Raw genomic sequence first — 23059 nt, forward strand, 5'->3', positions numbered from 1 at the left:
GAGCAGAACGCATGATTCGTAGTCACTAGAACGAGCAACCTAGAGTAACTCAGGAGTGTCGAATGACGAGTGAGACGAAGAAACATGACGCCGGCGCCGATTCCACTTGCGGTGCCTCGAACATTGATCGCCGGGCCGTGCTACTCGGCACGTCGTCGCTTGCTGCCACGGCGGCGTTGACGTCACAGGCTCTCGCGCAGGCCCAGAAGGCCGCGCCCGCCGCGGCGCCGGCCGGTGGCCGCAAGCCGAACATCCTCGTGATCTTCGGCGACGACATCGGCATTCCGCAGATCAGCGCCTACACCATGGGCATGATGGGATATCGCACGCCCAACATCGACCGGATCGCGCGCGAGGGCGCCATCTTCACCGATGCCTACGGTCAGCAAAGCTGCACCGCAGGCCGCGCCTCCTTCATCCTCGGGCAGGAGCCGTTCCGGACCGGCCTTCTCACCATCGGCATGCCCGGCGATCCCCATGGCATCCAGGACTGGATGCCGACGATCGCCGACACCCTGAAGACCCAGGGCTATGCCACCGGCCAGTTCGGCAAGAACCATCTCGGCGACCGTGACGAACATCTGCCGACCAAGCACGGCTTCGACGAATTCTTCGGCAATCTCTATCATCTCAACGCCGAGGAGGAGCCGGAAGGCTATTTCTATCCGAAGGATCCGAACTTCCGTAAGCAGTTCGGCCCTCGCGGCGTGATCAAATCGTCCGCCGATGGAAAGATCGAGGACACAGGTCCGCTGAACACCGCGCGCATGCCCACCGTGGACGAAGAGTTCCTCGGCGCTGCCAAGGACTTTATCGGCCGCCAGGCCAAGGCGGACAAGCCGTTCTTCGTCTGGTTCAACTCGACGCGCATGCACGTCTTCACGCATCTGAAGCAGGCGTCTCTCGGAAAGACCGGCAAGGGTATCCATGCAGACGGTATGGTCGAGCATGACGGAATGGTCGGCGAATTGCTCAAGCAGCTCGACGATCTCGGCATCGCCGACAACACGATCGTCCTCTACACCACGGACAATGGCGCGGAGATCGCGCTCTGGCCTGATGGGGCGATGACACCGTTCCACGGCGAGAAGGGCACGACCTGGGAAGGCGGCATGCGCATTCCGATGATGGTGCGATGGCCGGGCGTGGTGAAGCCGGGCACCGAGTACAACGAGATCATCTCGCTGATCGACTGGTTCCCTACGCTATGCGCCGCGGCGGGGATGAATGACGTCAAGGAGAAGATGAAGACCGGATTTGCCGGCGCAGGCGGCAAGACCTTCAAGGTTCATCTCGACGGCTACAACTTCATGCCGTTCTTCAAGGGAGAGGCAAAGGAGCCACCCCGCGATGCGATCTACTATTTCGACCAAGGCGGCAATCTCAACGCAATCCGGTGGAACGACTGGAAGCTGAGCTTTGCCTCATCAAAAGGAAACATCGCAACCGGCACACGTGAAGTCACGGCGTGGTCGCTGATCACCAATCTGCGCATGGATCCCTATGAGCGCGGCCTTGAGGAAGGCGGCGGAGCGATCCAATTCCTCGCCCAGAACATGTGGCTGATCGTGCCCGTGCAGGGGAAGATCAAGGAGTTCTTCTCCGACTTCGACCAGTTCCCCTACCAGGAAGGCAGCTCGCTGAACGCAGGCGGCATCAATTACGGACTGCTTCGACAGCAGGCGGCCTTGAAGCGGCTCAATGACCTCGAGCGCTTGAAGCCGCAATAGAGCGCAGAGCATGGAACGACGGCGCGGCGAAGACGGCGATTGCCGATTTTCGTCGCGCGCGACACGACGCGGGCGGGACTTCGTACCGCCCGCGCATTCGCAGCGAATTCAAATCGCAGGATCAATCAATGAAGACTGAAAACAAGATCGCCGTCGTACTCGTTGCCGGTGCACTCATGCTGTCACCCGCAAAGGCGCAGACGCCACTATCGGCCTACGCGGACGCCAACGGCTTCGACGATGTGCAGGCGCTGACCTGCGCGCAGCCTGCCGGCACCTATCAGGAAGACGCCGACATGCTCGCGGCCTGGTACAGCGGTTGGTACAACGGCCTCGCCAAGAAGCACTACGCACACATCACCCGTGCGAAGTCCGGTGAGCATCAACTGATCGTCTACTGCAAGGCGCATCCCGCCACGAAGATCATCGAGGCGGTCGATCTCCTCCTGAAGAATGAAGGGAAATAAGCGGAGCGGCTGCGGCCGCGCGTCCGCAAAGGGAGAACCATGAGCGGTTATGACATATTTGCCTGGATCGTGCTGGTCATCCTGATTGCCAGCGCGATCGGCGTGTTCTGCATCGCGGGCTGGCTGCCTGGGCACATCGCGAAGTCGCGCAATCATCCCTACGCGCAGGCGGTGACGGTGGCCGGCTGGATCACCCTGATCTGCGGCTTTGCACTGTGGCCGGTCGCCCTGGTCTGGGCCTATGTCGATGTGCCGTCGCCGCGACGGGCGGGAGATGCGTGATGGGCGTCGCGATCATCAACATCTATCTGGTGCTGCTGTTCCTGCTGGTGCATTTCAAGATCGTGCGCTTCAATTTGTTCTGGAAGCTGTCGCCGTTCATCGTGCTGGTGCTGGTGATGTTCGGTCTGCTGGTGCCGATGGGATGGGGTGCGCCGCAGGGTTCGGCGCTGGTGGCGCGCAATGCGGTGTCGATCGTGCCTGACGTCGCCGGCGAGGTGACCGAGGTGCCCGTCGTCGCCAACGCGCCGCTGAAGGCCGGCGACGTTCTCTTCAAGATCGATCCGACCCCCTACGATGCGCAGGTCAAGGCGATCACGGCGCAGCTCAAGCTGTCGAAGACGCGGCTGACGCAGATGACGACGCTTTACGAACGCGATGCCGGGCGTGGTTTCGACGTCGAGCAGCGGCAGTCCGAGGTCGACCAGCTCAGCGGCCAGCTCGAGGCCGCGCAGTGGAACAGCGACAAGACGGTGGTCCGCGCGCCGGCCGACGGCTATGTCACCAACGTTGCGCTGCGCAAGGGCGCGCGGGTGTCGAACCTGCCGCTGTCGCCGGTGATGGCGTTCATCGATACCTCGAATACGATCATCGGTGTCGAGATCAACCAGATCGATGCGCGCTATGTCGCGCCCGGGCAGGAGGTCGAGGTGACCTTCAAGTTCGCGCCAGGGCAGATCTATTCCGGCAAGGTCGAGAGCGTGCTGCAGGCGGTGGCGACCGGCCAGGTCACGACCTCGGGCACGGCCGTTGCGCCGAAGGCGATCGAGGCCGTGCCCTTCGTCGTGCGCGTCAGGCTCGACGATGCCGCGTTTGCCAGCCGGTTGCCGGCCGGCTCGACCGGGACGGCGGCGATCTACACCGACCGGATGAAGCCGACCCACGTCGTGCGCCGCGTGATCCTGCGGCAGGTTGCCATTCTCAATTATGTAAATCCGTTTTGAGTGATGGAGATTAGGATGAGAAGAGCGATCCTTGGGGCTCTCGCCGTCGTGCTTGCGGCGGTAGGCGCCAATGCGCAAACTCCGGAGGAGCTTGCTGCGCGCAACATCCACCGCCGCGCCGTCGAGGCGATGATCTGGGCGATGCCCGCGGTCAATACCGATCTGATGCTGCAGGCAATGCTCACGAACACCAAGGCCAAGGTCAACGAGATCGTCTACTGGTCGAAGCCGGTAAATTGGAAGAACCAGACGCTGACGCCCAATCCGGATTCGATCTACCTGATGTCGTTCTGGAACGTGAAGGACGGTCCGGTCGTGATCGAGATTCCGCCGGCGCAAGGCGGATCGATCGCGGGTAACATCGTCACCGCATGGCAGATGCCGCTGGAGGACGCCGGTCCCGAAGGCGCCGACAAGGGACAGGGCGGCAAATACGTGATCCTGCCGCCCGGATACAAGGGCGAGGTGCCGGCCGGCACCTTCGCGCTGCAATCCGACACGTTCAGCGGCTTTGCGCTGCTGCGTTCCAGCCTCGCCAGCCACAAGGAGGCCGACATCGCCAAGTCGGTTGCTTACGGCAAGCAGATCCGGGTCTATCCGCTGGCGCAAGCCGCCAATCCGCCGCCGACCAATTTCAGCGATGCTTACGACGTCTTGTTCGACTCGACGATTCCGTATGACGCGCGCTTCTACCGCAATCTCGACCGCGTGGTGCAGAACGAGCCCTGGCTCGATCGCGATCGGGTGATGATCGACCAGCTCAGGACGATCGGCATCGAGAAGGGCAAGCCGTTCACTCCGGATCAGAATACGACGGCAATTCTCGATGAGGCCGCGCGCGAGGCCCACGCACTGCTGTCCGAGCGTTACGACCAGGGCTTCCCCGTGATCAATCCCGGCATCCGGTGGTTCCCGGCGGCGATGCCCGAGATGGTGAAGGCGGCGCAGGGCGGCTACGGCGACCCCGATGCCTATCCCGTCGATGCGCGCGGCGTAACCTACACGCTCGGCTTCACCGGCATCAAGCGGATCGGGACCGCCCAGTTCTACCTGATGACCAGCAAGGACAGGGATGGTGCGCCTTTCGACGGCGAAGCCATGTACCGCCTGACCGTGCCGGCCAACGCGCCCGTCCGGCAGTACTGGTCGGCGACGGTCTATGACCGCGAGACCCACGCACTGGTTCGCAACATGCCGCGCGCGAGCAGGGCTTCGATCAGCGACGGCATTCAGAAGAATGCCGACGGTTCGATCGACGTCTATTTCGGCCCGAAGGCGCCTGAGGGCAAGGAGGCCAATTGGGTGCCGACCGATCCGAATCGCAAGTTCGAACTCCTGTTCCGCCTCTACGGCCCGGAGAAGCCGCTGTTTGACCACAGCTGGAAGCTGCCCGACGTCGAGCGGGTCGCCGGCACGGTCGGCGGGATAACGAAATGAGATACTGCCATGAAAATCAATCAAAGGAGCAATTCATGAAGGCCGGCGTCTCGCTGCTGAGCTTCGCGGGCATTTTGTTTGCGTCATCGTCTGCATTCGGCCAGTCGCCAATACCGGTTACGGTCGACACTTTCGTCCGCGCCGAGTCCGATCTCTATCTGAGCAACCTTGCCAAGGACGCAGGCCTCGGAAAGCTCAATCATCGCCGCGAGCCGGCCAATATCGACAAACAGAGCGTGATCCGGCTCAACCGTGACACGCTCTATACGTCGGGCGTGTTCGATCTCGATGCCGGGCCGGTCACGATCACGATGCCGGATCCCGGCGAGCGCTTCATGTCGCTTCAGGTGATCAGCGAGGATCACTACGTGCCCGCGGTCTATTACGGTGCCGGCAAGCGCACGCTGACGCGCGAGAATGTCGGCACGCGTTACGTGGTGGTTGGGATTCGCACGCTGGTCGATCCGAACGATCCCAAGGACATCGCGCAGGTGCACGCCCTTCAGGACGCCATCAAGGTCAGCCAGAAGGGTATGGGCAAGCTCGAGCTACCGAACTGGGACCCGGCCAGCCAGAAGGCCATTCGCGATGCGCTGCTTGCGCTGAATGACCGCACTGGCGGCTTCGCTCACGCGTTTGGACCCAAGGGACAAGTCGATCCAGTCAGGCATTTGATCGGCACTGCCGCCGGATGGGGCGGCAATCCCGACAAGGACGCCACCTATCTGAGCGTCACGCCTGCCAAGAATGACGGCACGACGGTCTACAAGCTGACCGTCCGCGACGTCCCTGTCGACGCGTTCTGGTCGATCAGCGTCTACAATGCCAAGGGATATTTCGAGAAGAATTCCTACGACGCCTACACGTTGAACAATATCACCGGCGTCAAGGGCCGTGACGGCTCTGTAGCCGTCCAGTTCGGTGGTTGCGACGGCAAGATTTCTAATTGCCTGCCGATCACCAAGGGCTGGAATTACACGGTTCGGCTCTACCGGCCGCGCGCAGAAATCCTGAACGGGAAGTGGAAATTCCCGGAGGCGCAGGCGGTGAATTGAGGCGCACGCGAATCCGCTATGATATCTTGAACGGAATGGGGAGATCAGGATGAAGAGGGTCAAGAATCACAAGCGCGCCGCACTGGGCATTGTTGGCGCACTCGTGCTGTCGGCGGCGCCGCAAGCCGCGTTCGCCGACGAGGGCGGCATCAGCTTCTGGCTGCCCGGAAATTTCGGCAGTCTCGCCGCGGTGCCGGGAACGCCGGGCTGGTCGTGGGCGACGGTCTACTACCATACCGAGGTCTCCTCCGCCGCCGGGGCACGCTTTCCGCGCGGTGGGCGTATCGATCTCGGCATCGGCGGGCAAGGCGATCTGGCGATCTTCGGACCCACCTATACCTTCGCGGTGCCAGGCCTCGGCGCGGTCGGCTCGGTCAGCCTGCTCGCCTTCGGCGGGCGCAACAATGCCTCGGTCGCTGCGTCCCTGACCGGGCCGCTTGGCAACACGATCAATCTATCGCGCTCCGAGGCGCTGACCGATATCGGTGACGTTATTCCGCAAGTCACGTTGAAGTGGAACAAGGGCGTCAACAATATCATGATCTATGCGACCGGCGACGTCCCGGTCGGGGCCTATGATCCGGCGCGCCTTGCCAATATCGGCATCGGACATGGTGCGATGGATTTTGGCGGCGGCTACACCTATTTCAACCCGCACAGCGGGAACGAATTCTCCGGCGTTGCCGGCTTCACCTACAACTTCAAGAATCCCGACACCCAATATCAGAGCGGCGTCGACTTCCATTTCGACTGGGGCGCGTCGCACTTCTTCACGCCGAACGTCCAGCTCGGCCTCGTCGGTTACGTGATGCAGCAAATCTCCGACGACACGGGCCCGGGCGCTACGCTTGGAGGCTTCCGCTCGCGCATTGCCGGCGTCGGACCGCAGGTCGGCTTCATGTTCCCGGTGGGCGACATGCAAGGCTATCTCAACATCAAGGGCTACAAGGAGTTCGCCGCCGAGAACCGTCCGGAAGGCTGGAACACCTGGGTCACCTTCGCGATCTCGCCGGCGCCACCAACGCCGGCCTCGACCAAGCCGATCGTGCGCAAATATTAGCGGAGGCGAACGACGAGCTCGATGAGTGATGCGCGCGAGACCGGCCGGGGGCCGGTTCGTATCGGCTTCCGCACCTCGATCATCACGGTGGTCATCGCCGCGGTGCTGGTGGTCGGACTGACGCTGGTCTATCTCAGCTTCAGGCGGGTTTCGTCGATCACGCAGATGGCTGCGAGCACCTTCATCGACAAGGTGGGCCAGATCGGCGCAGATCGCATCGACGCGCAGTTCAAGAATGTGCGCGACAGCCTCGAGATCCTGGCGGGAATTCCGGCCATCCAGGAGGCCGACGTCGCCGATAATGTCAGGCTCTACGCGCTGCTGGCCTCGATGCTGCGCAACAATCCGCAGATCTTCAATCTCTATGTCGGCTATGAGGACGGCTCGTTCCTGGAGATGGACGTCATCGATCGCGCCAAGCCGCAATTCCGCACGGCGCTGAATGCTGCCCCCGACGCCGTCTACCGCGTCGTCGTCATTGCCCGCTCCGGGGCGGCCGCCGCGGCGCCGGTGACGCTGTTCCTGTCGGAAAACCTGACCCAGGTCGCGAAGGTGGCGGGGCCGCATAGCTACGACCCGCGGCAGCGTCCCTGGTATGTCGATGCCTTAAAGGATCGCAAGACGCTGCTCACCGGGCCCTATGTGTTCTACGCGACCGGGGAGCCCGGCTACACGCTGCGCACGCCGCTCAGGGAGGGCCGCCGCGGGGTGGTGGCCGCCGATCTGCTGCTCAATCGCCTCGAGGAGATGCTGAGCCGGCAAAAGCTCGGAAAATCCGGGCTGGCTTTCCTGTTCAACGACGCCGACCGCATCGTCGGCCATCCCGAGATGCGCGAGCTGATGACTGAACGCAGCGACGCGTTGCCCCGGATCGATGCCATCAAGCTTCCCGGCCTGTCCGCGGCGATCCAGGCCTGGCGCACCGACGGGCTCGCCCAGCAGTTCTTCACCGACGCCGACGGACGGACCCTTGTCGCGGCCTTTCACCGCATCGAGACGGCCGGTGCGGCCAACATCCACCTTGCGGTGGTCGCCCCGCTCGACGAGTTCTTCGCCAAGATCATCTCGGAGCGGCGCGCGCTGTTCGCCGTCGCGCTCGGCTTTGTGATCGCGATGCTCCCCTTCGCGTTCTGGCTCGGCTCGCTGCTCGCCCGATCGCTGCGCGAACTGGCGCGGCAGACCGACGAGATCCAGCGCTTTCAGCTCGCCGACCGGCCGCGCATGCAATCGGCCATCGACGAGATCGACGAACTGGGGCGCTCGGTGTTTACGATGCGCACCGTCGTACGCAACTTCTCAAGCTTCATTCCGCAGCCGATCGTCCGTCAGCTGATGCAGTCCGGAGCCTCGCTGCAGCTCGGCGGCATCAGGCGCGAGGTCACGGTTCTCTTCACCGACGTCGCCGACTTCACCGCGAAGACGGAAAAAGCGGATCCCTCCCAGGTCATGATCTTCACCTCGCGTTATTTCGCCGCGATGTCGGAGGCGATCATGAAGCACCATGGCACCATCGACAAGTTCATCGGCGATGCCGTGATGGCGCTGTGGAACGCGCCGGACGAGGATCCCGATCACGTCGTTCATGCCTGCGAGGCCGTGCTGGACTGCGTTCAGCGCAATGCCGAGCTCAACCGGGCCTTCCGCAGCGAAGGCTGGCCGGCCTATGGCACGCGGTTCGGCCTGCATCTCGGCGATGCCGTGGTCGGCAATGTCGGCTCCGCCGCCCGCATGAGCTACACCGCGCTCGGCGCCACCATCAATCTGGCCTCGCGTCTCGAAGGCCTCAACAAGAACTACGGCACGCAGGTCCTGGTGAGTGCAGCCGTGAAGGCGCGTGCCGAACACAGATTCGCGTTCCGCAGCGTCGACCAGATCCGGCCGAAGGGCTTTGCCGACGCGATCACGGTCTACGAGCTGTGCGGCGAACACGGGGATTCGGAGCTGACGTTCTGCGCGCGCTGGGAAGCCGTCTACAGTTCGATCCGGTACGCGGAGCCCGCCGCGGCGGCGCTGCGCATTGCCGATTTCCTGGTCGAGTACCCCTGGGATTGCGTCGCGCAATACCATGCTGAACGGCTGCGCAATGCGGTTCAGAAACCGCTGCTTGATCTACCGTGCATTGAGATGCAGGGTGAGGAAATTCGATCCGACCCTCGATCGTCCAGGGCCGCTTCGCTCATTGATCGGGTCGCGCGATCGCCGACGCGATCGTTTCAGCCGCCCCCGTAATAGGGGCGCGCAGCGCCGGTGGCTAGGCCGCCATCAGCTGCTGAAGCGCAACAGCCTGCTCACGGGTCTGGAATGCGATGGCGGTGTGGGTAAAGCCCGACGAGGCCTGGGTCTGCGCGATGTGATTGAGGACCTCGTTGCCCTTGACCACGTGAAGATCCATTCCCTGGCCGGCCGGAAATATCCCCAGAACGACGTCGTAGGCCTCGATGATGGCCTTCAAGGCGCCACCCTTGTCTTCCGACGCGTCGATAAAGATACGAACATCCGCGGCGATACTACGAAGTTCGTCAAAGTCGATCACTGGAAGTCTCCCATACGCAACTCACTGATCGATCCTAGCTACAACTTGCTTACTGAAACATAAATTACGCGGGGTTCCTCACCGGACAAGTGTCGCTAGGCGCCGGTCGGCGGCCCCCGCTTCGCAATGCGTTTGACCGGCGCATGGGCCGGCACGGCATTCGAGGTCTGGTCGGCCATGTGGGGAATGCGGTGCTCGATATGCGCCACGACCCGGAAGAAGCTCTCCAGCGCCTTGGCGTCGAGGCCGGCCGTGAGGTTGCTGTGCCGGCGCAGGATTTCATCCAGACTGCGGTCGAGCAGCGCCACGCCCTGCGAGGTCAGCCGGATCTCGGTCCGGTTCCGGGCGCTGCCTCGCACCGGCGTCAACTCGATCAGGCCCTTCTTCTTCAGCGAGGTCGTCTCGCGGCTGACGACGGCCTTGTCCAGTTGCGCATTGGTCCAGATGTCGTAGGCGCTTGCCGGCTCATGCTCCCTGAGAAAGGACAGCACCCGCCATTCCGCGAGCGATACGCCGTAAGCCTGCGGGAAGAAGGCATTGGCATTGGCGCGCAACTTCGCGACCAGGCTGGACAGCACCGTCGGCACGTAGCGCTCGAAATCAATCACCAGTTCCGAGCGCGCATCCTCTTGGCCGGCGCGGCGCGGGGCAGGGGTCTTGGTACGATTTGTGGCGGTGCGACTGCTCATTCTTTCACGAGTTGGGTGCGTGCGATCAAGACCAATGCCGCCGCGACCAGGAGAACGCCTGTTACCACGAGGAATCCGGTGGTGAAACTGCCCGAGGCGTCCTTGGAGCGTCCGATCACGATCGGGATGGTGGCGCCTCCGATGCTGCCGATGGTGCTGACCAAGCCGATCGCGCCCGGCGCGCTCTGCCGCGACATGTAGGACTGGGGAATAGTCCAGAACACGGCCTGCGTACCATAGACACCGACATTGGCAACCATGAATCCGATGATGATCCAGACCGGCGATGTTGAAAAGGCTGCTATCGCGAAGCCGGCCGCCGCGATCACGAAGGTCATGGCCGCATAATAGAAGCGCTCACCGACATGGTCGGAGTGCCGCGACAACGCGATCATGCCGATCAGGCCGGCGACGGGCGGGATCGCGGTCACGAAACCGACCTGTGAATTCGGCAGTCCGAACGACTTGATGATTTGCGGCAGCCAGGGAAACAGCGAAGCCAGGCCACAGAACAGGCCGAAATTGCACAGGCCGAACAGCAGCACCATCGGCTTGGTGATGGTCCTGAGCACGCCTTCGGCGTGCACCACCCCGGTCGCCTTGGCGTCGCGCTCGAGCGCGCTGGTCAGCCAGTTGCGCTGCGCCGTCGACAGCCAGCTCGCCTGCTGCGGGCGGTCGGTCAGATAGAAGATGCCGACGATCCCGAGGATGACGGGCGGCAGGCCTTCGAGGATGAACAGCCATTTCCAGCCCGAGATGCCGAACACCCCGTTCAGCTCGAGGATCGCGCCGGAGATCAGCGATGCGAAGATATAGGAGATCGGCACCGCATAGTTGAACATCGCGTTGTAGCGGGCGCGGTAGCTGAACGGAAACCAGAGGCTCAGCAGCAGCATCACCCCGGGAAACAGGCCGGACTCGGCAAATCCGAGGAAGCCGCGGAATGCATAGAGGCTGAGCGGGCCTTGCGTGAATGCCATCAGCATCGTGGCGATGCCCCACAGGATCGCGATCCGCGTCAGCGTGACGCGCGCGCCGTATTTGCTGAGGATGAGATTGCTCGGGATCTCGAAGATCGAATAGGTGAAGTACATGATGCCGACCGCGATGCCGAACTTCTCGGCATTGAGCCCGAGCTCCTTGTTCATCTGCAGTGCGGCAAAGGAGATGTTTCCGCGGTCGAGAATGGCGAGGAAATACATCGCCATGACGAACCACATCAGGCGCAGCGCGACCTTGCGGATTGTGGTGCGTTCGATCTGCGGATCGGCGGTCGTTATCGCCGCCTTGTCCATCACGACTTCGGTCATCCCTGTTTCCCCCGATTCTTGATTTTTGATGGTTCTCTTATGCGGGCAGGCAGACTTCGAGCCTGTCACCCGCCACGCGTACCGGATAGGTCCGGATGTCGATCTCGACCGGACTGGTCAGCGCCTCGCCGGTTCGGATATCGAAGCGGCCCATGTGCAGCGGGCATTCGATCTCGCAGCCCTCCAGAATGCCGTCGGACAGCAGCGCCTCCGCATGCGTGCAGATGTTGCTCGTGGCGTAGTACTCATTGCCGACGCGATAGAGCGCGACGTGGTGGCGGCCGATTTCGATGCCGTACGGCTCGCCCTCGTTCAGCGCGCTGAGTGCGGCAGCTTCGTGCCAGGTTCCCTGATCGTCCGTCATGTGCCCTCTCAAATGCTGTAGAAATCGAGCACGGTCGGGACGCGGTCGTTGACCAGCGTGATGACCTTGCGCGTGATCTTCCAGGTCTCGCCGTCACGCCGCAGCGTGTGCTCGTAGCGCCCGTGCCGCAGATGTTCCTTGGCCATGCGCGGGTCGTAGACGTGGACCGAGAACACCGAGTGGCAGGTGATCTGATCAGCGCCGGTTTCCGACGCTTCCAGGTTCGAGATCTGGTGCACGGTGCGCGGCAGCGGCAGCGCGGTGATCGATTTGCGCGACTCGATGCGCGCGATCCGCTCTTCCAGCCCGCGCCGCGCATCGTGGTAGAGCAACGAGACCTGCGTGTCGGGATCATTGGTGGTGGTGTACTCGTCGAGCCAGGCCGGTACCCAATAGACGGCATCCTCGCTGTACATCGCGACCCAGTCGGCCCATTCGCCGGCGTCGAGCAGGCGGGCCTCGCGAAAGATGACCGCCGCTGCGACCGCGTGGGCACCGGTTTGCTTGATTGCGTCGGCCGCCATCACGCCGTCTCCCCGGCAGCGTGCTGCAGCAGCCTGCGCCACTCGCGATACCCGGGATGGAAATTCGTCTCGCCGCCGAAGCTGGCGGGGCCGAACGACCATTCGGTTGGGGTGATGCCCAGCTCGCGCGTGTGCGCGCTCTCGCCGTGGCCGACCTCCGCGACGCCGCGAAGATAACCTTGCGTGGGCGCGGCGGTCGTCGCGTCGTAGCCGGTCTGGCAGAACTCATACATGACGTTGTCGTCCGAGCTTGCCAGCCCGGAGGCATTGAAGAAGTCTTCGTAGTTGCGAATACGAAGCGTGCGCGCCGCGGCACTTTCGCCGACCGGAGCAAGGCAATGCGACACCATCTCGGTCTTGTCGGGTGCCAGCGGCCGCCAGGTTCGTACCTGCGCCGACAGGATGTCGATGACCTGCAGGTTCGGAAAAATCGTGAGGTTGCGCTGGCGCAGCATCCATTTGGCGCGGGTGCTGCCGACGCGCTGCCGCACCGCGTCGAGACGCGCCGGATCCATGCCGAGCGGCCGGCCATAGAGCTGCGTGCGCTTGATCGACCAGTTGACGGCGTGGCCGTAATCGAAGCTGAAGCTGCCTTGCCCTTCCTGCTCGCCTTCCGGCTCCGCAGTGAATCCGGCATCCGGTCCGGCGGTTGCATTACGCTTCTTCAGGATATCGACATAGGAGCTGTGTGTGGTCGCGAAGTGATAGTAGTCGAGACCGTTCTCGAACTGCAGCTTCCAGTTTCCATCGAACGTGTAGGTGCTGGCGCCCGGCACGAATTCGACCTCACCGCTGTCGCTCTGATCGATGATGAGGTCGAGGAACGCGCGGGTGTCGCCGAGAAATTCCTCCAGCGGCGGAACGTCGGCCGAGAGGCTCGCGAACAGGAAGCCGCGATACGAGCCCAGTCGCGCGACCGGAAGAAGGTCGTGATTGCTGTTCGAGAAGGACGGCGGATACTGCCCGCTCGCTTCCTCCGTCACGGAGATGTTGCGCCCGCCCGAGTCGTAGGCCCAGCCGTGATAGCGGCAGACGTGAAACTTCTGCCGGCCCTGCTTGAACGGGCAGACGATCGTTCCGCGATGCCGGCAGGTGTTGAGGAAGGCGCCGACTTTTCCCTCAGCGCTCCGCATCACCAGAATGGGATGGCGGCCGATATGGGTGGTGACGAAGTCGTTGGGCCGGGCGACCTGGGATTCCAGGCCGATGAAATTCCACGTGGCCTCGAAGATATACCGCAACTCGGCGTCGAACACGTCCGGATCGGTGAAGATCCGGCGATCGACTTCAAAGATGCGTTCGCCGGGGCGGTCGTCGATGAGCCGGGAAATCTCGCTCAGCCTTGCCGCGTGGGTCTGCGAAGCAGCGTTCATAACGTCCTCCCTTCGACTAACCGCCGGCCGCGAAAAGTCGTCCGCAGAGCCGCGTCACGGCTCGCGTCTTCTCACGGCGGGAACAGCCGGCTTGATCGCCAATCTTGGAATGACTCTATAGTTGTCATGACAACTATGGTCAAGACGGATTGGCGGGCCGGGAAGTCGGAGCCGGACGCGGTGGACGGGCCGACCGTCTGGATCGGGCGGCCGGATGCAGCGAATGAGGCCCGCGCGTACAGCGCGGAATCAGCCGATCGTTTGGAGTGGCGTACTCAGGTCTTGCGCGCCGGTGCAGTCAGGATAATTCCCTCATCGATCAGGGCGCGACAGATCTTCTTCAAGGCGGCAATCGCTTCGCGCGTTGCCCGGCTGACCGGCCGTCCGCGCGGCAGCGCCAGCACGCGGTCGGCGCGCATCCACGGCAACAGCGCCGCCGACAACTCGCCGGCAGCCACCTCCTGGTGAATGCCGGAGAAGGGTAGCAGCGCGTAGCCGAGGCCAGATGCCACCATGCGTTTCATCGGTGTGCTGTTGTCGACCCGCACCGCGCAGAGCATGGTCGACGGGAATGGGTTGCGGCTGAGCGGGGCCACCGCGGATGGCAGGGCATCGAATTCCTTGCGGGTCAGCCGGCCGCGCTTCAGCAACGGGTCGCGCGACGGCCCGATCAGGAACACCTGCTCGACAACCATCGTTTCATAGTCGAGATGGTCGTTGGGGGATGGCGTCGTCACGATCGCCAGATCGAGTTCACCGCGCAGCAGGCGTTCGGATGCGTTTTCGGTCAGGCCCTCGCTCAGCTCGAGCCTCACGCGTGGAAACTGTGTCACGAAGGTCTGGGCCAGCGGCGGGTAGAGGATATCGCCGAGGCTCGGCGGCGCGCCGATCCGCACCGTACCGCTCGGCTCGCGGTTTTCCGTGCGCACTTCGGCCTTGATGTCGTCGATTGTGCCGAGCAGCCAGCGCCCACGCGCGAGCAGCACCTTGCCGGATTCCGTGACCGAGACACCGCGCGCGCCGCGTTCGAGCAAGGCGCCGCCCAATTCCTCCTCGAGTTCCTTGACGTGGCGGCTGAGTGCCGACTGGGCGACGTTCAGCGTGCTCGCTGCGGCGGCAAAGCCGCCACGCTCGGCGACGGCGACGAAATAACGGATCTGCCGCAGGTCCATGACGGGCGCTCCATCTCAAATCGAGATGGATACCATATCAAACATGTTCTTGTGAGATACCAAAAAGAGGGCAGTCTCTTCCCAACGATCAAACGGAGGAGAGACGAGGATGGGCATCGCCACCGATGAGGCACGCCGGACGTCCGTATTCATTGCCGGCGGCGGGCCGGTCGGCCTTGCGATGTCGCTGCTGCTCGATCGCTTCGGCATCGACTGCGTGGTGGTCGAGAAGAGCCCGACGACGACGGATCATCCCAAGTCACGCGGCTGCTGGGTCCGCACCATGGAGATCTTCCGGCAGTGGGGGATCGAGCAGGCGATCCGCGACCGCGGCCTGCAGGACAATTCCGACATGTTCGTGTTCCTCGACAGCATCGCGGGCCACGAGTTCGGCCGCACCCGGCCCGAACCGAATGTCGGTCATACCCCCGCCTGGAAGAGCCTGGTCGCCCAGGACGCCGTCGAGGAGGAAATCCTGCGGGTGGTCGAAAAGTCCAAACACGCCACGGTCCTGTTCAACACGGCCTGTGAATCGTTCGAGGAGACCAACAGCGGCGTCAACGTCACGACACGTAGCGAAAAGACCGGCGAAGTGACGCAGTGGACGGCGACCTATTTGATCGCAGCCGATGGCGCCGGGAGCCAGACGCGGCGCAGCGCCGGGATCGAGATGGTCGGGCCCTCGACGCTGGCGGTGATGTCGAACGAGTATTGGCGTGCCGATCTGTCGCGGCTGCCGATCGCGCGCGAGGCCGCAGGCTTCATCATCGTCCCGGACAAGCCCGACCTGCCGCGCGCCGGCATCCTGAACACCAATGGCCGCGATCGCTGGCTGACCGTGACGCAAATCGGCCTGACCAAGGACGATCGCGAGCGGCCGTGGACCGACCAGGAGTTCATCGAGATCGCGCGCGGCCATGTCGGCATTCCCGATCTCGATGTCACGCTTTTGAACCGCTCGATCTGGCGCGTCAGCATGCAGGTGGCCGAGACCTTTCGAAAGGGCCGGGTGTTTCTGGTCGGCGACTGCGCACACCGCTTTCCGCCGACCGGCGGCTTCGGCCTGAACTCCGGCGTTCAGGACGCGCATAACCTCGCGTGGAAGCTGGCCTTCGTGCTGAAGGGCCTTGCGGACGAAAAGCTGCTCGACAGCTATTCCAGCGAGCGCCGTCCGATCGCGCAATCCAATGCCAATTTCAGCTACGGCAATCGGCTGAGATTCGGGCTGACCGACGATGCCGTGCGATCGCGCAATCCGGACCGGATCAGGTTCTGGATCAACGACATGGACAATCACCTGCACAGCATCGGGCAGAACCTCGGCCACAATTACGAGGAGGGCGCGGTGATCCCCGATGGCACCGTCGCGAAGGCGTTGAACTCCCGCTACTACACGCCGACGGATCGTCCCGGCGCGCGATTTCCGCATATGTGGCTCGAACCTTCGCGAAAGAAATCGACACTCGACTGGTTCGACAAGCAGTTCACCGTCGTCACGGGGCCGCTCGGCAGCGAGTGGCTGGAGGCGGGGAAACAGGTGTCGGAGAAGACCGCCTTGCCGCTGTCGCTGAAGCAGTTGCCGTCAGCCGATCCGGCGGACGGATTCCAACTCGGCATGCGCGGCGCTGTGCTGGTGCGCCCCGATGGACATGTGGCCTGGCGAATGCCGTGGCTGCCGTCGGATCCGGCGAAGGAATTGGCAGGCGCGCTTTCAACGCTGCTGCATTAGCGGGGTCCCGATGCAATCGTTCGAAGCCAACGGCGTCGTCACGGCGTTTGAGAAAACCGGGCGCGGCGAGCCGATCGTGCTGCTGCATGGCGGCGAGGCCGATCATGCTATGTTCGACGGCCTTGCGCCTGTCCTTGCGGCGAACTTCACGGTGATCGCCTATGACCAGCGCGACTCCGGTGCCACCCGAAACCCTCCGTCGTCCTATTCGCTGGCCGATTTGGCCGACGACGCTGCGGCCTTGATCGGAGGGCTCGGTTACGATCGTGCCCATGTCTTTGGAACCTCGCTGGGTGGGCAGATCGCGCAGGTGCTGGCGGCCCGTCATCCCGACCGCATCGACCGCCTGATCCTGAGCAGCACCTGGAAGGTCAACAGAAGCCCGCTCGACGTCAATGCGGATGTCTTCCGCAAGCTCGCTTCCTGGCGCGCGGATACCATCGCCAATGCGTCGAAGATTGCCGAGTTCTTCTTCCCGCCGGCATACCTGCGGGCGCGCCCCGAACTGATCGAGATCTTCCGCGGCTCCAGCCGCGACGAGGGCCAGAAGGCGCGCCGCGGCGTCTTGCTTGCGCGGCCTGTCGCCGCCGATCTGACCGGCTTTGATCGCCCGACGCTCTTGCTGGCGGGCGGTGATGACCGGCTGATCCCGAATGCGGAAACATTTGCGCTCGCCCGCGATCTTGCGCGCGTCGAGACGCGGACCATCGCAGGCGTCGGCCATGTCGCGTCGATCGAGGCCCCCGAGCGGGTGGCGGAGGCGGTGACGGCATTTCTGAATTCAAACAAGAAGGCGGCTTGACAACAACAGGGGGAGACCATGGCGGAGCAAACGAGCGTGGTGCCGTTCGACGAAGCGCCGGTAACGACGCGCTATTGGCTATCGATCATCATCTTCGCCGTCACCGGCGTGGTCGATTTCTTCGATTTCTTTGTGGTCGGATTCCTGGTCTCGGTGCTGGCGCCGAAATGGCACCTGACGTTTGGGCAGACCTCGATCATGCTGATGAGCGCCGGCATCGGAGCGATGCTGGGCGCCTTCGTCGCGGGCATCCTCGCGGATCGGTTCGGGCGCAAGCCGCTGGCGATATCAGGCGTTATGATTTGCGGCCTGACCTCGGGCGCGATCGCGTTCATTCCGGAAGACGGCTGGGTTGCGTTTGCGATCCTGCGCTTCTTCGTCGGCTTCGGCCTTGCCGCAGGAGCTGCGGCGGCGGTTCCTGCTATCGTCGAATTCGCACCGACCCGCCATCGCACGCTGGTCACGAGTCTCGTGGTCGTCCCGGTTGCCTTTGGCGTGCTGTCGGCGTCGGTGACGGCGAGCTTCCTGCTGCCGCTGGTCGGCTGGCGCGGATTGGCGGCGGTCGGCTTCTTGCCGATCCTCCTCGGAATTCTGACCATGATCATCATGCCGGAATCGCCGCGCTGGTTGATCAGCAAGGGCCGCGTGCGCGAGGCACAGGCGAGCGTCCGGAAACTCTATCGGGTCGGCGGCGATGAGTTCGCCCTGCCTACGCCGCCGCCGGCGAGCCCGGCGACATTTGCCGATCTCTTTGCCGAGCAGCGGCGCTTCTGGCTGACCGTCCTGATCTGGCTCGGCGCCAGCACGGCGAATTACGGTGTGTTCCTGTGGGGGCCGACGATCGTGGCGCTGCTGCTTGGCGTCTCTCCCCAGGATGCAGCCAAGATGTTCATCTATGTCAGCCTCGCCGGCGTGTTCGGCCGGACCGGCTTCGCCTTCCTCGCCCATCGGATCGGTCGCAAGCCTTGTGGTCAGTTGATGGGCTATGGCACCGCGGTGTCGCTGGCGCTCGCCGCCTATTTTCACAACGACTTTGCCGGCTCGGTGCCGCTGTTCCTGGTCTTCCTGATCGTCGGCGCCGTGTTCTTCGATGGCGGATTTTCGAACATCGCACCCTATCCGGCGGAAATCTTCCCGGTTCAGCTGTCGGGACGCGCGGTCGGCCTTGCCCAGCTCTCGAATGGGATCGGCAAGATCGTAGGTCCCCTGTGTCTCGCATTGATCGCCGGTGCTGACAATCTCGTGCATCCAAGTGCGACCGCCGCGGCGGTGATGCCGGCGTTCTGCTTTCTTGCCGGCGCGGGCCTCCTGATCGGCCTTGCCTTCACGTTCCTCGGCGTCGAGCCGCACGGGCGCCCGGTGGTTCTGTTTGGCGAAAACGCGGGCGCGAGCGCCGCACCGAAATCGCTGGCCGCGAAACCGGCAGCGGGACAGTGAAAGACGAAAGGTCATACCATGGACAACGCTTTCGACACGATCGCAACGGCGGCGCCGTTCGATACTGCAAAGCTCGATCGGCTGATGGATGAAGCGGGGCTCGACGTCCTGATCGTCACCTCGCGTCATAATGTGCAGTATCTGCTCGGTGGATATCGTTTCTTCTTCTTCGACGTCATGGAGGCAATTGGCACGAGCCGCTATCTGCCGGTGTTCGTCTATCAGAAGGGACATCCGGAGAATTCCGCCTACATCGGCAATCGGATGGAGAAGTTCGAGCAGCAGCTCGGACGGATATGGGCGCCGACTGTCAGAGCAGAGGCGTGGGGAACGATCGATGCGGTCGGCCTCGCGATCGAGCATGTGAGAAAGCTCGGGGGCGCGGCCCTGCGTATCGGCATCGAGACAGGTTTCCTGCCGGCCGACGCCAGGGATCATCTGCTTGCCGGCTGCGGCCATGTCGAGTTCCGCGAGGCCCATTTCACGCTGGAACGTCTTCGCGCCGTAAAATCTGCCGTTGAACTGGATCTCATCATAGAGGCTTCCGAGCGGGTCGTCGACGCGATGATGGCCACGTTCAAGGTCTGTGCACCGGGCATGACGAAGAACGACGTCGTCGCCCGTCTGCGCCGCGGGGAGCAGGAGCGCGATCTCGTCTTCGAATATTGCCTGATTGCCGCGGGCAAGAGCCATAACCGCGCGCCTTCCAGCCAGCGTCTCGAGCAAGGCGACGTGATCTCGATCGATTCCGGAGGAAACTACCGGGGCTATATCGGCGACCTCAGCCGCATGGGTATCCTGGGTGAACCCGACAGCGAGCTGCGCGAGTTGCTACAGGAAATCGAGGACGTCCAGCAGTTGGCCCGGCGCGCGATCCGGCCGGGCGCCATGGGTGGCGAGATCATCGCGGCGGGCGAGGCGGCCGTCAAAGCCTCGCCGCATCGCGCCGTGCTCGACTTCACCGCACACGGCATCGGGCTCGTCAGCCACGAAGCGCCGCGCCTGACTGCAACAGGTCCGGTGCCTTATTCGCCGTACGACGCCGATCGGCCGCTCGAACGCGGGATGGTGATCTCGATCGAGACCGCGCTGCTGCATCCAACGCGCGGCTACATCAAGCTCGAGGACACCCTGATCGTCTCCGAATCGGGCTGGGAAGCGCCCGGTGACCATGGCAGGGGGTGGAATTCGGCCCGTCCCATGGCCTGAAGCGGTCAGTGCAGGGCGGTATTTTGGCTAAGCCACGGATTCAGCTGCAGCGCTGGAGGCGTTTGGCAATATTCGGAATACTAGAAATGTACCCCTGAGTTGCCCGACGTGTTAAGTGGCTCGGTCGAGTCTGGCCGCCGCCGGCTACTGTGCATGGGGTTGTTTTCGATATTTTGGCAGCGGCGGTCTTTGCTTCACGCCAGCCTCCCCTCATGCGATGCTTCGAACTGGATGCAGCGGCGGCTTCATGCCGTCCGCTCGCCGGGTCGGCGCCGACGATGGTAAGGTGCAACCGATATCGATTGCCTCCCCATCGACAGAAGCGACCCGATGACCGCTGCCGCCGACGCACTCCGTGACTACGCCCAAAGCATCCTGACCGCCCGTGTCTACGACGTGGCGGTCGAGACGCCGCTCGATCCCATGCCGCGGCTTTCGGAGCGATTGTCGCGTAACGTGTTGCTGAAGCGGGAAGACTTCCAGCCGATCTTCTCGTTCAAGCTTCGCGGCGCCTACAACAAGATCGTCAGGCTGCCGGACGCGCAGCGCAGGCTCGGTGTGATCTGCGCGTCGGCGGGCAATCATGCCCAGGGCGTCGCGCTGTCGGCGCGCAAGCTCGGCATTCCGGCGACGATCGTGATGCCGAGGACGACGCCCGCCATCAAGGTCGAGGCCGTCCGGCGTTTGGGCGGTGATGTTGTCCTGCATGGCGATACGTTCGACGACGCGCAAACCAAGGCCAGGGAGATCGAGGCCGCGCGTGGCTTGACCTTTGTGCATCCGTTCGACGATCCCGATGTGATCGCCGGCCAGGGAACGGTCGGGATGGAGATCCTGCGCCAGCATCCCGATACGATCGAGGCGATCTTCGTGCCGATCGGCGGCGGTGGGCTGGCGGCCGGCGTGGCCGCTTTCGTGAAATTCCTCAACCCGTCGATCAAGGTCGTCGGCGTCGAGCCGGCGGATGCCGCGTCGATGGCGGCCGCGCTCGCCAAGGGCAGCGTCGTCGCGCTGGATCAGGTCGGACTGTTTGCCGACGGCGTCGCCGTCCGCAAGGTGGGAACCGAGACCTTCCGGCTCTGCCGCGACCTGCTCGACGAGGTCGTCACGGTGGACACCGATGCCATGTGCGCCGCCATCAAGGATATCTTCGACGACGTGCGATCGGTCGCCGAGCCCTCCGGCGCATTGGCGCTCGCCGGCCTCAAGGCCTACGCCGAGCGCGGCGCGCTCAGCGACGGCAGCCTGATTGCCGTCAACAGCGGCGCCAATCTGAATTTCGACCGGCTGCGCACCATTGCCGACCGCGCCGAGGTCGGCGAACATCGCGAGGCGCTGCTTGCCGTGACCGTGCCGGAGAAGCCGGGCAGCTATCGGCACTTCATCCGCATCCTCGGCTCGCGCGCGATCACGGAATTCAACTACCGCTTTGCCGATACCACCGCGCCGGCGCAACTGTTCGTCGGCATCGCGCTGAGCCGCGGCGAGGTCGAGAAGCGGGAGGTCATGGAGTTGCTTCGGCGCGAAGGCTATCCGATCCTCGATCTGAGCGAGAACGAGATGGCCAAGGACCATGTGCGCTACATGGTGGGCGGTCGCGCTCCGTTGCTCAAGGACGAGGTCATCTACCGCTTCGAGTTTCCGGAGCGTCCGGGCGCGCTGCTGAAATTCCTCGAGAGCCTGGCGCCCGACTGGAATATCTCACTGTTCCACTATCGCAATCACGGCGCCGACTACGGACGCATCCTGGCAGGGATCGAGGTCAAGCCGCACGAGCGCGCCCGGTTCGTTCAGGCGCTGGATGCGCTCGGCTATCCCTACTGGAACGAGAGTGAAAATCCGGCCTATCGCCTGTTTCTCTCCGCCGAGAAGGGATGAAGCACCGGGCGGCTCTATCGACCAGCGGTCAGCGATCGGCTGTCAATTGCTGGCGATAGCGCTCGGCGTCCCAATTGAGCAGCGCACGCTCGTTCTCTGCCGTCAGATAATTGACCCGTGCGGTCAGGGGCAGGCGGCATGTGACCAATGCGAGACAGCTCAGCATGGCCTCCGCTCCGTCGCTCGCATCGTCGCGGATGAGGCTGCCGAGGTCGGGGACGAGCAGGGCAACCGGCGGCGGCAGTCCGTTCGCGGTGGTCTGCGCGATCATGCCGCTCAGCTTCTCGCGATGCTCCAGGACCGGCAGGCCCGGGCCAAGGAAGACGACGTGATCGGGATACAACGAGCCGCTGGTCGCGATCGCGCGGCTATAGCGGTCAGTGGCAATGTCGTGGCCGCGAGGATCCCGCGGCGGGCGATAGTTGGTGCCCGCGCAGATCGTGCGGAGCGTGCCGTGATCTGCCGCCGGCGCGCTGCGCTGCTCGAGGGCCAGACGTTGCTCGACCTCGCCGACCAAAGCCTCGGCGGCGTCGCAGCTGGCCGCACCGACCACCAGGCCGTGATTGCCGAGGATCAGGACGTCCACCGTATCATCGGCGATCGCCGCGCTGACCGCGCGTGCGAGTGGCAGCCCCGGGTGATGATAGTCGAGGTAACGCCAGGCCAGTCCGTCCAGTCGCAGGGCAAACTCGTCGCGCGCGTCGGTGCGCACCGCCCATGCGATGGTGTTGACGGAATGGACGTGCAGCACGATCCGGTGCGGCATCAGCGCATGCAGCGAGGTCTCGATCGAGGCGCGCAGCGTCGTCCCGGCGTTCGGCGCCAGCGGCACGCGTTCGTCGCCATGCAGCAGCGCTGCGCGCGCGGCCGACAAGGCGACCGGGACGAAAATCTCCTTGTCCTCGGCATCGGCGAGCCAGGTACCTGACGCCTTCACCCAGAGCACGTCGCCATCCTTGACCGACGAATTGCCGCCGGCGCCCTGCACCAGCAGGATATTCCTGCCGACGCGTGCCGACATGCGGCGCAGTTCATCCAGCATTTGAGGCGGTCGCATCAGGGCTGTT

The 23059-nt window shown here is 63.7% G+C and carries 21 protein-coding genes; 13 read left to right on the forward strand and 8 right to left on the reverse strand.

Features of this window, described 5'->3' with window-relative positions:
- The first annotated feature begins 62 nt into the window (after positions 1 to 62).
- The 8 genes from QA635_RS12075 to QA635_RS12110 all read left to right on the forward strand — a co-directional run bounded on the left by QA635_RS12075 (position 63) and on the right by QA635_RS12110 (position 9201).
- Positions 63 to 1730, forward strand: a complete 1668-nt coding sequence (locus QA635_RS12075; RefSeq protein ID WP_283069202.1) for an arylsulfatase — start codon at positions 63 to 65, stop codon at positions 1728 to 1730.
- A 128-nt stretch (positions 1731 to 1858) separates the two neighbouring features.
- Positions 1859 to 2197: an HdeA/HdeB family chaperone gene (locus tag QA635_RS12080; RefSeq protein WP_283069216.1), complete on the forward strand. Its 339-nt coding sequence runs from the start codon at positions 1859 to 1861 to the stop codon at positions 2195 to 2197.
- 39 nt (positions 2198 to 2236) lie between these two features.
- A complete protein-coding gene (locus tag QA635_RS12085; RefSeq protein ID WP_283069218.1) occupies positions 2237 to 2479 on the forward strand; it encodes a DUF3302 domain-containing protein in 243 nt (80 codons plus the stop codon).
- A complete protein-coding gene (locus QA635_RS12090) occupies positions 2479 to 3420 on the forward strand; it encodes an HlyD family secretion protein (RefSeq protein ID WP_283069220.1) in 942 nt (313 codons plus the stop codon). Before QA635_RS12085 ends, QA635_RS12090 begins: the two co-directional genes overlap by 1 nt.
- Before the next feature lie 15 nt (positions 3421 to 3435).
- Positions 3436 to 4857 (forward strand): DUF1254 domain-containing protein, encoded by a 1422-nt coding sequence (locus QA635_RS12095; protein ID WP_283069222.1) that lies wholly within the window; start codon positions 3436 to 3438, stop codon positions 4855 to 4857.
- A 35-nt stretch (positions 4858 to 4892) separates the two neighbouring features.
- The gene (locus QA635_RS12100; protein WP_283069224.1) at positions 4893 to 5912 is read left to right on the forward strand and encodes a DUF1254 domain-containing protein; all 1020 of its coding nucleotides are present in this window, start codon (positions 4893 to 4895) and stop codon (positions 5910 to 5912) included.
- 49 nt (positions 5913 to 5961) lie between these two features.
- On the forward strand, positions 5962 to 6972 hold the full coding sequence (locus QA635_RS12105) for a SphA family protein (protein ID WP_283069225.1): 1011 nt from the start codon (positions 5962 to 5964) through the stop codon (positions 6970 to 6972).
- A 21-nt stretch (positions 6973 to 6993) separates the two neighbouring features.
- The gene (locus QA635_RS12110) at positions 6994 to 9201 is read left to right on the forward strand and encodes an adenylate/guanylate cyclase domain-containing protein (protein ID WP_283069226.1); all 2208 of its coding nucleotides are present in this window, start codon (positions 6994 to 6996) and stop codon (positions 9199 to 9201) included.
- A 22-nt stretch (positions 9202 to 9223) separates the two neighbouring features.
- On the opposite strand, the gene QA635_RS12115 is transcribed toward QA635_RS12110, so the two are convergent.
- The 7 genes from QA635_RS12115 to QA635_RS12145 form a co-directional block, all read right to left on the reverse strand.
- Complete coding sequence (locus tag QA635_RS12115) at positions 9224 to 9505, reverse strand: hypothetical protein (protein WP_057021052.1); 282 nt, start codon at positions 9503 to 9505, stop codon at positions 9224 to 9226.
- 95 nt (positions 9506 to 9600) lie between these two features.
- Positions 9601 to 10194 (reverse strand): MarR family winged helix-turn-helix transcriptional regulator, encoded by a 594-nt coding sequence (locus QA635_RS12120; protein WP_283069228.1) that lies wholly within the window; start codon positions 10192 to 10194, stop codon positions 9601 to 9603.
- The gene (locus QA635_RS12125) at positions 10191 to 11504 is read right to left on the reverse strand and encodes an MFS transporter (protein WP_283069230.1); all 1314 of its coding nucleotides are present in this window, start codon (positions 11502 to 11504) and stop codon (positions 10191 to 10193) included. The genes QA635_RS12120 and QA635_RS12125 overlap by 4 nt, the downstream gene beginning before the upstream one ends.
- Positions 11505 to 11541: 37 nt before the next feature.
- The gene (locus QA635_RS12130) at positions 11542 to 11868 is read right to left on the reverse strand and encodes a non-heme iron oxygenase ferredoxin subunit (protein ID WP_016846920.1); all 327 of its coding nucleotides are present in this window, start codon (positions 11866 to 11868) and stop codon (positions 11542 to 11544) included.
- Between the two features lie 8 nt (positions 11869 to 11876).
- Positions 11877 to 12392: an aromatic-ring-hydroxylating dioxygenase subunit beta gene (locus tag QA635_RS12135; RefSeq protein WP_283069232.1), complete on the reverse strand. Its 516-nt coding sequence runs from the start codon at positions 12390 to 12392 to the stop codon at positions 11877 to 11879.
- On the reverse strand, positions 12392 to 13765 hold the full coding sequence (locus QA635_RS12140) for an aromatic ring-hydroxylating oxygenase subunit alpha (protein WP_283069234.1): 1374 nt from the start codon (positions 13763 to 13765) through the stop codon (positions 12392 to 12394). The genes QA635_RS12135 and QA635_RS12140 overlap by 1 nt, the downstream gene beginning before the upstream one ends.
- A gap of 275 nt (positions 13766 to 14040) precedes the next feature.
- Positions 14041 to 14937 carry a LysR family transcriptional regulator gene (locus QA635_RS12145; protein ID WP_283069236.1) on the reverse strand — a complete coding sequence of 299 codons (897 nt, stop codon included), beginning with the start codon at positions 14935 to 14937 and terminating at the stop codon, positions 14041 to 14043.
- 109 nt (positions 14938 to 15046) lie between these two features.
- Here QA635_RS12145 and QA635_RS12150 point away from each other — a divergent pair, with 109 nt between their 5' ends.
- From QA635_RS12150 to ilvA, 5 genes are all read left to right on the forward strand, one after another.
- Positions 15047 to 16666, forward strand: coding sequence for an FAD-dependent monooxygenase (locus QA635_RS12150; protein WP_283069238.1), 1620 nt, complete (start codon positions 15047 to 15049; stop codon positions 16664 to 16666).
- A 10-nt stretch (positions 16667 to 16676) separates the two neighbouring features.
- Entirely contained in the window at positions 16677 to 17468 is a 792-nt protein-coding gene (locus tag QA635_RS12155) for an alpha/beta fold hydrolase (RefSeq protein ID WP_283069240.1), read from the forward strand.
- Between the two features lie 18 nt (positions 17469 to 17486).
- Positions 17487 to 18905, forward strand: a complete 1419-nt coding sequence (locus QA635_RS12160; RefSeq protein ID WP_283069242.1) for an MFS transporter — start codon at positions 17487 to 17489, stop codon at positions 18903 to 18905.
- Between the two features lie 18 nt (positions 18906 to 18923).
- The gene (locus tag QA635_RS12165) at positions 18924 to 20114 is read left to right on the forward strand and encodes a M24 family metallopeptidase (RefSeq protein ID WP_283069244.1); all 1191 of its coding nucleotides are present in this window, start codon (positions 18924 to 18926) and stop codon (positions 20112 to 20114) included.
- Positions 20115 to 20444: 330 nt separating this feature from the next.
- On the forward strand, positions 20445 to 21992 hold the full coding sequence (gene ilvA, locus QA635_RS12170; RefSeq protein ID WP_283069246.1) for a threonine ammonia-lyase, biosynthetic: 1548 nt from the start codon (positions 20445 to 20447) through the stop codon (positions 21990 to 21992).
- 28 nt (positions 21993 to 22020) lie between these two features.
- Here ilvA and QA635_RS12175 read toward each other — a convergent pair whose 3' ends face one another.
- Positions 22021 to 23049, reverse strand: a complete 1029-nt coding sequence (locus QA635_RS12175; protein ID WP_283069248.1) for a class II aldolase/adducin family protein — start codon at positions 23047 to 23049, stop codon at positions 22021 to 22023.
- Positions 23050 to 23059 lie beyond the last annotated feature (10 nt).

The organism is Bradyrhizobium brasilense (genome assembly GCF_029714345.1).
In the GTDB taxonomy this organism is placed as follows: Bacteria; Pseudomonadota; Alphaproteobacteria; order Rhizobiales; family Xanthobacteraceae; genus Bradyrhizobium; species Bradyrhizobium australafricanum.